Here is an 11,579-nt window from a genome sequence, read left to right as displayed (position 1 = left end):
CCCGGGGCGCCCGCGCGTGGCCGTGAGGCCACCGCTTCCCCGCGTCGCGGGCGCGTCGGACCGGCCCCGGAGGGCCGGCCTGGTCGAATCCCGCGGCCCCGCGGCGCGACGGCGCCCCGGGAGGACCGGGGGCCGCCGCGGGGCCGCCGCGGGGCCGCCTGGCTGCGGCTAGCGGATCGACATACCGGAGATGGAGCGGGAGATGACCAGCCGCTGGATCTCGCTGGTGCCCTCGAAGATCGTGTAGATCGCGGCGTCGCGGTGCATGCGCTCCACCGGGTACTCGCGGGTGAAGCCGTTGCCGCCGAGGATCTGCACGGCCTGGGCGGTGACCGTCTTGGCGGTCTCGCCCGCGAAGAGCTTGGACATCGACCCCTCGGCCGCGGTGAAGGGCTTGCCGTTGGCGGCCATCCACGAGGCCCGCCACACCAGCAGCCGGGAGGCGTCGATCTTGGTACGCATGTCCGCGAGCTGGAAGGCGATGCCCTGGTTGTCGATGATGGGGCGGCCGAACTGGATGCGGGTCTTGGCGTAGTCGAGCGCGACCTCGTAGGCGGCGCGCGCGATGCCGACGGCCTGGGCGCCGACGGCCGGCCGGGAGGCCTCGAAGGTCGCCATGGCCGCGTTCTTGACGCGCTCGCCGGTGCGGGCCCGCTCGCGGGCGCGGGCGAGGCGCTCGTCCAGCTTCTCCTTGCCGCCCAGCAGGCAGCTGCCGGGGAGGCGGACGTCCTCCAGGACGACCTCGGCGGTGTGCGAGGCGCGGATGCCGTGCTTCTTGAACTTCTGGCCCTGGGTGAGGCCGGGGGTGCCGGGCGGCACGACGAAGGAGGCGTGGCCGCGCGCGCCGAGGTCGGGGTCGACCGAGGCGATGACCACGTGCACGTCGGCGATGCCGCCGTTGGTGGCCCAGGTCTTGGTGCCGTTGAGCACCCACTCGTCCTTGGCCTCGTCGTAGACGGCCCGGGTGCGCAGGGCGGAGACGTCGGAGCCGGCGTCCGGCTCGGAGGAACAGAAGGCGCCGAGCTTGACGTCGTTGGCGTCGCCGTACATGGCCGGGACCCAGGTGCCGATCTGCTCCTCGGTGCCGTTGGCGAGCACGCCGACGGCGGCGAGGGCGGTGCCGACGATGGACAGGGCCAGGCCCGCGTCGCCCCAGAACAGCTCTTCCATGGTCAGCGGGATGCCGAGGCCGGTGGGGTCGAAGTACTGCTGGGCGTAGAAGTCCAGCGAGTACAGGCCGATCTTGGCGGCCTCCTGGATGATCGGCCAGGGGGTCTCCTCGCGCTCGTCCCACTCCGCGGCGGCCGGGCGCATCACGTCCACGGCGAACCCGTGGATCCAGTCACGCACCGCCTTCTGGTCGTCGTTGAGCTCGAACGAGAACTCGGCCATGACCCCTCCACCTTGTCATTACCTGCGGTAACCGCAGTCTGTTACTCACCAGTAAGCAATGTCAACCTCCCTCCGCGCTCCGCCCCGGCGCGTGAGGGCGGTGTTACGTTGCGCACGGTCAGAAGAATCATCAGGGGGCGGGGAGGACACTCAATGGAGACCAGCCAGCGGGACGATCAGCGGCAGGCGACCGAGCGCCGGCGCAAGGAGCTGCTGGAGGCCGCGGAGCGGGTCGTGCTGCGCGACGGGCCGGGCGCCTCGATGAACGCCATCGCCGCCGAGGCGGGCATCACCAAGCCGATCCTCTACCGCCACTTCGGCGACAAGGGCGGCCTGTACCGGGCGCTGGCCGCCCGGCACACCGACGCCCTGCTGGCGGCGCTGCGCGCGGCCCTCGACGCCCCCGCCGGCCGGCGCGACCGGGTCGAGGCCACCCTGGACACCTATCTGGCGGCCATCGAGACCCAGCCCCAGGTCTACCGCTTCCTCATGCACCCCGCCGAGGACGACCAGGAGGGCCGGCCGACGGAGGGCGGCTTCGACGTCGGGCGGCACTCGGCCCCGCTGCTGCGCCGCATCGGCGAGGAGCTGGCCACCGTCGTCATCGAACGCCTCGACCTCGGTCCCGACGGCGACGAGCAGGCGCGCGTGTGGGGCCACGGGATCGTCGGGATGATGTACGCGGCGGGCGACTGGTGGCTGCGCGAGCGGCCCTGCTCGCGCAGCCAGCTCGTACGGCACCTGACGGACCTGCTGTGGGGGCGCCTGGCGACGGCCGGGGACCGGCACGGCAGCCCCGGCTTCTGACACGTCTCACGGGCCGTCAGGCGCCCCCGGGGCCGCCGCCGGTGGCCCCGGCGCCGGCCCGGCCGCGGCGGCCCGGCGACCCGCGGCCGGCCGGCGGCGGCGGAAGTCGATGGGACCGGCCGGATCTCGATAGGCTGACCCCCGACGGAAGGCTCCCGGCCGGCGACCGGCGCGGCGGGGCGTACCACCGGCGCCCCGGGGCAGGTGCGGCGCCGGCAGGAGGAGGGTTGAGGACGATGGCAGGCAACGCGGAGCCGCTGTCGCCGCGGGCGAAGCTGGCGGTGACGGCCGGCCGGGCGGCGGCGGCGGTGTCACGGGCAGCGGGCCGCGGCAGCGGCTCGGTGATCGGCGGCCGGGTGGCGCTCAGGCTCGACCCCGACCTGCTGCGCACGCTGGCGCAGCACCTGGACGTGATCCTGGTGTCGGCGACCAACGGCAAGACCACCACCACCCGGCTCATCGCCGAGGCGCTGCGGGCGGCGGGCCCGGTGGTCTCCAACGCGCTCGGGGCCAACATGCCCGCCGGCATCACCTCCGCCCTGGCCGGCGGCTCCGACGCCCGCTACGGCGTCATCGAGGTGGACGAGAAGTACCTGGCCACGGTCGCGCGCGACGTGGAGCCGAAGGCCGTCGCGCTGCTGAACCTCTCGCGCGACCAGCTCGACCGGGCCGCGGAGACCCGTATGCTCGCCGAGCGCTGGCGCGAGGGCCTGGCCGGCACCAAGTCCGTGGTGATCGCCAACGCCGACGACCCGCTCATCGTCTGGGCCGCCTCCTCCTGCTCCAACGTGGTGTGGGTGGCGGCGGGCCAGGAGTGGAAGGACGACGCCTGGTCCTGCCCGTCGTGCGGCGGCGTGCTGCACCGGCCCTCCGGCGACGACTGGGGCTGCCGGGAGTGCGGCTTCCGCCGCCCGGTGCCCAGCTGGGCGCTCAAGGGCGAGTTCGTCCTGGACCCGCACGGCTCGGCCTGGCCGATCCGCCTCCAGCTGCCCGGCCGCGCCAACCGGGCCAACGCCGCCACCTCCGCCGCCGTCGCGGCCGCCTTCGGGGTGCCGCCGCAGGTCGCGCTGGAGCGCATGTACGAGGTGCGGGCGGTCGCCGGGCGGTACGACGTCGTCGCCTTCCAGGGCCGCCAGATCCGCCTGCTGCTGGCGAAGAACCCGGCCGGCTGGCTGGAGACCTTCTCCCTCATCGACCCGCCGCCCACCCCGGTGATCCTGTCGGTGAACGCGCGCGGCGCCGACGGCACCGACACCTCCTGGCTGTGGGACGTGGACTACACCCGGCTCGCCGGGCACCCGCTGTGCGTGATCGGCGACCGCAGGCTGGACCTGGCGGTGCGGCTGGAGGTCGCGGGCCTGGACTTCCGGGTGTGCGAGACCGTGGACGAGGCGGTGCGCCTGTCGCCGCCTGGCCGGATCGAGGCCATCGCCAACTACACCGCGTTCCAGGACCTGCGCCGCCGCGTGGGCAACTGACCCCGACTCCCCCGGAAGGTTCCCTGAGAAGCATGAGCCAGAACGCGCTGCGCCTGGTGTGGATCTACCCCGACCTGCTGAGCACCTACGGCGACCAGGGCAACGTCCTGGTCGTGGAGCGGCGCGCCCGGCAGCGCGGCATCGAGGTCGCGCGCGTCGACGTGCGGTCCGACGAGCCGATCCCGACCTCCGGGGACATTTACCTGATCGGCGGCGGCGAGGACCGGCCGCAGCGGCTCGCGGCCGAGCGGCTGCGCCGGGACGGCGGCCTGAACCGCGCGGCGTCCAACGGCGCGATCATCTTCTCGGTGTGCGCGGGCTACCAGATCCTCGGCCACGAGTTCGTCAACGACCTCGGCAAGCGCGAGCCGGGCCTCGGGCTGCTGGACGTGGTCAGCGTCCGCGGCGAGGGCTCGCGGTGCGTCGGCGACGTGCTGGCCGACATCGACCCCCGGCTGGGCCTGCCGCCGCTGACCGGCTTCGAGAACCACCAGGGCATCACCCGGCTCGGCGCCACGGCGCGCCCCTTCGCACAGGTCCGGTTCGGCAACGGCAACGGCACCGAGGACGGCACCGAGGGGGCGTACCAGGAGACCGTCTTCGGCACGTACATGCACGGCCCGGTCATGGCCCGCAACCCGCACATCGCCGACCTGCTGCTGCGGCTGGCGCTGGACGTCAGCACGCTGCCCCCGGTGGACGACCGCTGGTACGAGGCGCTGCGCGAGGAGCGCATCGCCGCGGCCACCGAGACGGCGTCCTAGCCGCCGCCCGCCGCCCGGCGCGGGCCGCCCGGGCGGCCCCGGACGCGGTTACCGCCGGTACGGGTTCGGGTGCCGTCTGCATGCCGGACAGGCCGCCCCCGCGGCCGCCGGGACGCTTGTAGGGTGACGGCGTCCCGCCGGACGACGCGGTCCGGCCGCCCGCCCCTCCCTCGTCAGGTAACGGCTATGCGTATCGGTGTGCTCACATCCGGCGGCGACTGCCCTGGTCTGAACGCCGTCATCCGGTCCGTCGTCCACCGCGCCGTCGCCGACCACGGCGACGAGGTGATCGGCTTCCACGACGGCTGGAAGGGCCTGCTGGAAGGCGACCACCGGCCGCTCGACCTGGACGCGGTCAGCGGCATCCTGGCGCGCGGCGGCACCATCCTGGGCTCCACCCGGGTGCGCCCCGCCGACCTGCGCGACGGCGTGGAGCGCGCCCGCGGCCACGTCGCCGCGCTGGGCCTGGACGCGGTCGTCCCGATCGGCGGCGAGGGCACCCTCAAGGCCGCCCGGCTGCTGTCGGACGCGGGCCTGCCCGTCGTCGGCGTGCCCAAGACGATCGACAACGACATCGCCGCCACCGACGTGACCTTCGGCTTCGACACGGCCGTCGGCGTGGCCACCGAGGCCCTGGACCGGTTGAAGACCACCGCCGAGTCGCACCAGCGGGTGCTGATCGTGGAGGTCATGGGACGGCACACCGGCTGGATCGCGCTGCACTCGGGCATGGCGGCGGGCGCGCACGCGATCGTGGTGCCCGAGCGGCCGTTCCACATCGAGGAGCTGGCCACCCTGGTCGGCAAGCGCTTCGAGGCGGGCAAGAAGTTCGCGATCGTGGTCGTGGCCGAGGGCGCCAAGCCCCAGGAGGACACCATGCGCCTGGAGCCGGGCGGCACCGACGCCTACGGCCACGAGCGGTTCTCCGGCGTGGCCCGGCAGCTGTCGGTGGAGCTGGAGCGGCGCCTGGGCAAGGAGGCGCGCCCGGTGATCCTGGGCCACGTCCAGCGGGGCGGCACGCCGACGGCGTACGACCGGGTGCTGGCCACCCGGTTCGGCTGGCACGCGGTGGAGGCCGTGCACCGGCGCGCCTTCGGCATGATGACCGCGCTGCGCGGCACGGACATCCACCTGGTACCGCTGGCCGACGCCGTGGCCAGTCTGAAGACGGTGCCCGGCGGGCGGTACGCCGAGGCCGGCTGCGTGGTGTGACGCGAGGGGGCGGCCGGGTGCGGCGGGGCCGGGGGTTCTAGGCTGGTGCGGTCGCGGGCGGCGAGCGTGGGGCCCGCGGCCGCGGGCCCGTCGTCGCGGGCCGGCGGCGAGCGCGGGGCACCAGGGAGAGCGGCATGCGGCACGGCGGGCACGGCATGATGACGGACCTGCCGCCGTTCACCCTGTCGCGGGGCCTGGAGCCGGGCGGCGACCCGTTCTTCCTCGTCGGCTGCGCGGCCGCGCTCGCGCTGTACGGCTGGGGCGTGGCGCGCCTGGCGCGGCGCGGCGACCGGTGGCCCGCGGGCCGGACCGCGGCCTTCGCGCTGGGCGTGCTGACGGTCGCCCTGGTGATGTGCACGCGGCTGAACGACTACGGCATGGTCATGTTCAGCGTGCACATGGTGCAGCACATGGTCATCAGCATGCTCGCCCCGATCCTCCTGCTGCTGGGCGCCCCGGTGACGCTCGCGCTGCGCGCCCTGCCGGTGGCCGGGCGCGGCCGCAGGGGCCCGCGCGAGGTGCTGACCGCGCTGCTGCACAGCCGCTACCTGCGGGTGGTCACGCACCCGGCGTTCACGATCCCGCTGTTCATCGCCAGCCTGTACGGGCTGTACTTCACCCCGCTGTTCGCCTTCCTCATGGGCAGCAAGGCCGGGCACCTCGCGATGATGGCCCACTTCCTGCTGGTCGGCCTGGTCTTCTTCTGGCCGATCATGGGCGTGGACCCGGGCCCGCACCGGCCCGGGCACCTGATGCGGATGCTGGAGCTGTTCGCGGGCATGCCCTTCCACGCCTTCTTCGGCATCGCGCTGATGATGGCCTCCGAGCCGATGATCAGCACCTACGAGCACCCGCCCGTCTCGCTGGGCGTCGACCCGCTGTCCGACCAGAACGCGGCGGGCGGCATCGCGTGGGCCTTCAGCGAGATCCCGTCGGTGCTGGTGCTGGTCGCGCTGCTCTTCCAGTGGTACGCCTCCGAGCAGCGCCAGGCCCGCCGCCGGGACCGGGCCGCGGACCGCGACGGCGACCAGGAGCTGGCCGCCTACAACGCCTACCTCGCCTCGCTGCGGGCCCGCGGGCGCTGAGGCTGCGGCGGACCGGGCCGGGGCCGCCGGATCCCTGGCTCTTCCGCCTCCGGCGCGCGACCATGGTGCCCGGGCCCGTCGCGGCCGGTGCCGCGGGTACGGGCGGGGTGGCCGCCCGGGGCCCGCCCGAGGAGGTTGGCACACGAGATGCCCGGATCGGCGAAGGCGATGACGGCGTGCACGGTGGGCGGCCTGGTGGCGGTGACCGCCTATACCGTGGCGCTGGGCGGCAACGGCTGGCTGTGGTTCTGCTGGGTGCTGCTGGGGCTGTCGACCGGGGGCGTGCTCGTCGCCCGGTCCTGACGTCCGCCCGGCGGCCGCCCGCCCCGGGCTCCGGCGTGCCGGACGGTCCCCGGGGCGGGCGGCGCCGCCTCGACGGATACGGGCCGCTGCGGCCTAGCGGGCGGCCCTGGCGCCCGCGGCGGCCCTGGCGCCCGCGGCGGCCCTGGCGGCGGGCTTCGGCGTGGCGTGCGGGCCGCAGGTCACGTCCGCGTCGTCCACGGTGCCGTCGAGCAGGTAGGCGTTCACCCGGTCGTTGACGCAGGGGTTGACCAGGCCGGTGACGCCGTGCGAGCCGGCGTCCCGCTCGGTGACCAGCCGGGAGCCCGGCAGCCGGCGGTGCAGTTCGACGGCCCCGTCGTAGGGCGTCGCGGCGTCGCGCGTGCTCTGCACGATGAGCACCGGCGGCAGGCTCGCGCCCGCGCCGACCTCCAGCGGGGTGCGCTGCGGGCCGCGCCAGGTGGCGCACGGCAGGTTCAGCCACGCGTTGGACCAGGTGAGGAACGGGTAGTCCCGGTGCAGACGGGTGTTGTCCCGGTCCCAGGTGCGCCAGTCGGCGGGCCACTTGGCGTCGGCGCACTCCACGGCGGTGTAGACGGCGGTGCCGTTCTCCGACGCGGCGTTGCCCGCGGTGTCGGACAGGTCCGGTCCCGCGGCCTGGACCAGCGGCTTGTCGTCCCCGGCGAGGTAGGCGCTCCACGCCTCGGCGACGGTCGTCCACGCCGAGTCGTAGTAGGGCGCGTTCTGGAAGAAGCCGAGCAGTTCGGCCGGGCCGACGACGCCGCCGACGGGGTACTTCTTCGCGGTCGCGCGCAGCGTCTCCCACCGCTGCTGGACCTTCTCGGGCGTGTCGCCGATGTGGTAGGCGGCGTCGTTCTCGGCCACCCACGCCTTCCAGTCGCTCCAGCGGGTCTCGAAGGCCACGTCCTGGTCCAGGTTGGCCTGGTACCAGATCTTCTCCCGGGACGGGTTGACGACGCTGTCCACGACGATCCGCCGCACGTGGCCCGGGAAGAGGGTGGCGTAGACGCCGCCGATGTACGTGCCGTAGGAGACGCCGAGGTAGTTCAGCTTCCGGTCGCCGAGCGCGGCCCGGATGACGTCGAGGTCGCGGGCGGTGTTGGGCGTGGTGAGGTACGGCAGCAGCCAGCCGCTGCGCTCGTGGCAGCCGTCGGCGTACTGCCGGGCCAGCGTGCGCTGGGCGCGCTTGTCCGCCTCGCTGTCGGGCACCGGGTCGGGCTTGGGCGCGCGGACGAACTCCTGGGGGTCGACGCAGGAGATGGCCGCGGAGTGGCCGACGCCGCGCGGGTCGAAGCCCACGAAGTCGTAGGCCGCCGCGGTCTTCGTCCACAGCGGGTTCCTGGTGGTGACGCGGCGCGGGAAGCGCAGGCCGGAGCCGCCGGGCCCGCCCGGGTTGTAGATCAGCGAGCCCTGGTGCGCGGTCGCGCCGCCGGTGGCGGCGACGCGGTCCACGGCGATCTTGATGGTGCGGCCGTTCGGCCTGGCGTAGTCGACGGGGACCGTGACGTAGCCGCACTGGATGGGCTTCTCCAGGCCCCAGTCGGCCGGGCAGTCCGTCCAGTCGACGCCCGCGCGGGCGGCCCGGGCGGCGGCGATCTTCACACCCATCGCCTCGGCCGCCCCGCCCGGGACGCGCTCCCCGGCGTCCGCCACGGGCGCGGTCAGCACGCCGGCTATGAGCGCGCCGGCCGCGGCGCCGACGGCCGCGCCGGCTATCGCTGTGCGTCTCACGTTCGCTACTCCCCCTGGGGCGGGTGCCCGCTGGTAGTGGTGTGTGGTCGTAGCAGGATCTTCCGTGCCGTGAGCCCGGCAGGTACAGGCCAACCGGGTTTCTTTATCAAGCCGTGAACATCCGTATCGGGCGGTCGGAGGCGGCCGGGCCGCCGACGGCGCGGGCGGCGGCGTCCAGCGTCCGGCGCAGCCGCAGCGCGTCGGGAGCGACGGCGGTGACCAGGACGGCCGGTCCGGCCAGCGGGACGGCGACGGCGCCGTCGCCGATGACCAGCGGCTCCGGGGGCCGCTGGACCCAGGCCGGGTNTCGGGAGCGACGGCGGTGACCAGGACGGCCGGTCCGGCCAGCGGGACGGCGACGGCGCCGTCGCCGATGACCAGCGGCTCCGGGGGCCGCTGGACCCAGGCCGGGTCGGCCAGCAGCAGGTGGCCGGCCGCGCGGTGCCCGCCGAGCACGGCGCCGCCGTCCCAGCCCGGCGCCCCCGGCCCGTACCGCAGCTCCTGGTCCAGCAGCGGGCGGCCCGCGCGGTGCACGGTCAGCCGGGTGGCCAGCCGCCCGGGCGGCTCGCCGAAGCGGCCGAGCACCAGTTCCTCGCGCAGCAGCAGGCGGGCGCCCGGCGCGAGCTCCACCCGGCAGGTCATCCGCAGGTCGCTGCCGCGCGCGGAGACCAGCGGCTCGGGCAGCCAGCGCAGCGCGGCGCCGTCGCCGACGGTCAGGCGGGTGTCGTACGCGGCCGGCTCGCCGTCCGGGCCCGGCAGCGCGACGGTGGCCGCCGTGCTGGTCAGGCACAGCGCGGCGGCGTCCCGGAGCACGGCGGTCAGCCGCAGCCGGTCGCCGCCGAGCGGGGCGCACAGGGCGCCCACCAGCGCGACGCGGGCCTCGGGTCCGCCCGCCCTCAGGCGCCGCAGGGCCAGCGGTCCGTCTCCGGCCAGGACGGGCAGGGCGGTGCCGCCGCGGCCGTCGGGCTCGGCGACGAGGCGGGCGTCGGCCCGTACGCCCGCGCCGTGCCCGGGGCCCGTGGGCTCCCGCGGCGCGCCGGGGACGGTGGCCGCGGCCGTCACGCCGGGGCCGCCCGCCAGGCGGCGAGCCGGCCGCGGATCCAGTCCGCGACGGGCCGTACGCCGTCCTCGGCGACCAGGGACGTGAAGACCACCGGCAGGTCGCCGCGCTGCTCTTTCGCGTCCCGGGCCATGCGGTCGAGGTCGGAGCCGACGTACGGCGCGAGGTCGGTCTTGTTGACGACCAGGAGGTCGGCCGTGGTCACGCCGGGGCCGCCCTTGCGCGGGATGTCGTCGCCGCCCGCGACGTCGATGACGAAGATCTGCGCGTCGGCCAGGCCCCGGGAGAAGGTGGCGGTGAGGTTGTCGCCACCGGACTCCACCAGCACCAGGTCGAGCGGGCCGACGGCCGCTTCCAGGTCCTCCACGGCCTCCAGGTTGGCGGAGATGTCGTCGCGGATCGCGGTGTGCGGGCAGGCGCCGGTCTCCACCGCGGTGATCCGCTCGGGCGGCAGCACGGCGGCGCGCAGCAGGAAGTCGGCGTCCTCACGGGTGTAGATGTCGTTGGTGACCACGGCGATGGACGCCTCGTCGCGCAACGCCCGGCACAGGGCGGCCACGGTCGCGGTCTTGCCGGAGCCGACCGGTCCGCCCAGGCCCACGCGCAGGGCGCGCGCGGGGTCGGGGGCGCTCGCGGTGTGGCGCGGAGGGCAGGGGTCGGGGTGGTCGAGGTGCACGGCGGGCTCCTCAAGGGGTGGGATGGCGGGTCGGGAGGGGCTGGGATGGCGGGTCGGGAGGGGCTGGGATGGCAGGTCGGGAGGGGCTGGGATGGCAGGTCGGGAGGGGCTGGGATGGCAGGTCGGGAGGGGCTGGGATGGCAGGTCGGGAGGGGCTGGGATGGCAGGTCGGGAGGGGCTGGGATGGCAGGTCGGGAGGGGCTGGGATGGCAGGTCGGGAGGGGCTGGGATGGCAGGTCGGGAGGGGCTGGGATGGCAGGTCGGGAGGGGCTGGGATGGCAGGTCGGGAGGGGCTGGGATGGCAGGTCGGGAGGGGCTGGGATGGCAGGTCGGGAGGGGCTGGGATGGCAGGTCGGGAGGGGCTGGGATGGCAGGTCGGGAGGGGCTGGGATGGCAGGTCGGGAGGGGCTGGGATGGCAGGTCGGGAGGGGCTGGGATGGCAGGTCGGGAGGGGCTGGGATGGCAGGTCGGGAGGGGCTGGGATGGCAGGTCGGGAGGGGCTGGGATGGCAGGTCGGGAGGGGCTGGGATGGCAGGTCGGGAGGGGCTGGGATGGCAGGTCGGGAGGGGCTGGGATGGCAGGTCGGGAGGGGCTGGGATGGCAGGTCGGGAGGGGCTGGGATGGCAGGTCGGGAGGGGCTGGGATGGCAGGTCGGGAGGGGCTGGGATGGCAGGTCGGGAGGGGCTTAGCGGGTCAGGAGGGGGCTGGGGCGGTGGGGTCCGGGGCGGTGGGGCTGGGGGCGGTCGGGGGCCGTACCGGCGGATCGCGGCGGGCGCCGGTCATGACGCGAAGAGGCGTACGGGCCAGGCGGCGTGCTGCTCGGCGGTGATGTCCAGCAGCGGCGCGCAGGCGGCGGGCAGGGCGCCGGGGCCCTCGCGCAGGGCCGCGCGGGCGGCGGCCGCGGCCTGGCCGGCGACCGTGTCGAGGTCGGGCGCGAGGCGGGCGAGCACGGCGGTGGCGTCCAGCGGGTCGAGGCTGAGCAGCCGTACGGCGGCGGTGGCCGGGCCGCTCACCGACTCGTAGGCGGCCGCGTGCGCGGCGTCCAGGGGGGTCAGTCCGGCGGCGCGCGCGGCG

At 75.4% G+C, this 11,579-nt stretch carries 10 protein-coding genes; 6 read left to right on the top strand and 4 right to left on the bottom strand.

Annotation, left to right across the window (positions count from 1 at the left end; translation table 11 throughout):
• Positions 1–168 precede the first annotated feature (168 nt).
• Positions 169–1,392, bottom strand: a complete 1,224-nt coding sequence (locus RKE29_RS22965) for an acyl-CoA dehydrogenase family protein (protein WP_312007473.1) — start codon at positions 1,390–1,392, stop codon at positions 169–171.
• A gap of 153 nt (positions 1,393–1,545) precedes the next feature.
• On the opposite strand from RKE29_RS22965, the gene RKE29_RS22960 reads away from it, so the two are divergent.
• The 6 genes from RKE29_RS22960 to RKE29_RS22935 all read left to right on the top strand — a co-directional run bounded on the left by RKE29_RS22960 (position 1,546) and on the right by RKE29_RS22935 (position 7,041).
• Positions 1,546–2,199, top strand: a complete 654-nt coding sequence (locus RKE29_RS22960; RefSeq protein WP_312007472.1) for a TetR family transcriptional regulator — start codon at positions 1,546–1,548, stop codon at positions 2,197–2,199.
• Between the two features lie 236 nt (positions 2,200–2,435).
• A complete protein-coding gene (locus RKE29_RS22955) occupies positions 2,436–3,677 on the top strand; it encodes a MurT ligase domain-containing protein (RefSeq protein WP_312007471.1) in 1,242 nt (413 codons plus the stop codon).
• A gap of 32 nt (positions 3,678–3,709) precedes the next feature.
• A complete protein-coding gene (locus RKE29_RS22950; RefSeq protein ID WP_312007469.1) occupies positions 3,710–4,441 on the top strand; it encodes a glutamine amidotransferase in 732 nt (243 codons plus the stop codon).
• A 186-nt stretch (positions 4,442–4,627) separates the two neighbouring features.
• The gene (locus RKE29_RS22945; RefSeq protein ID WP_312007468.1) at positions 4,628–5,653 is read left to right on the top strand and encodes a 6-phosphofructokinase; all 1,026 of its coding nucleotides are present in this window, start codon (positions 4,628–4,630) and stop codon (positions 5,651–5,653) included.
• Positions 5,654–5,787: 134 nt separating this feature from the next.
• Positions 5,788–6,738 carry a cytochrome c oxidase assembly protein gene (locus RKE29_RS22940; RefSeq protein WP_312007467.1) on the top strand — a complete coding sequence of 317 codons (951 nt, stop codon included), beginning with the start codon at positions 5,788–5,790 and terminating at the stop codon, positions 6,736–6,738.
• Between the two features lie 147 nt (positions 6,739–6,885).
• Complete coding sequence (locus tag RKE29_RS22935; protein WP_312007465.1) at positions 6,886–7,041, top strand: hypothetical protein; 156 nt, start codon at positions 6,886–6,888, stop codon at positions 7,039–7,041.
• A gap of 93 nt (positions 7,042–7,134) precedes the next feature.
• Here the strand turns inward: RKE29_RS22935 and RKE29_RS22930 are convergent, their stop codons facing one another.
• The 3 genes from RKE29_RS22930 to RKE29_RS22920 form a co-directional block, all read right to left on the bottom strand.
• The gene (locus tag RKE29_RS22930; protein ID WP_312007464.1) at positions 7,135–9,831 is read right to left on the bottom strand and encodes an urease accessory protein UreD; all 2,697 of its coding nucleotides are present in this window, start codon (positions 9,829–9,831) and stop codon (positions 7,135–7,137) included.
• On the bottom strand, positions 9,828–10,505 hold the full coding sequence (ureG, locus tag RKE29_RS22925) for an urease accessory protein UreG (RefSeq protein ID WP_312007463.1): 678 nt from the start codon (positions 10,503–10,505) through the stop codon (positions 9,828–9,830). The genes RKE29_RS22930 and ureG overlap by 4 nt, the downstream gene beginning before the upstream one ends.
• Positions 10,506–11,284: 779 nt before the next feature.
• A partial coding sequence (locus RKE29_RS22920; protein WP_312007462.1) for an urease accessory UreF family protein occupies positions 11,285–11,579 on the bottom strand: 295 nt, incomplete at its 5' end.

The organism is Streptomyces sp. B1866, assembly GCF_031932565.1.
Lineage (GTDB): Bacteria > Actinomycetota > Actinomycetes > Streptomycetales > Streptomycetaceae > Streptomyces.
Note: the sequence above shows the minus strand (reverse complement) of the source record. Positions and strands in the feature narration are given on the sequence as shown.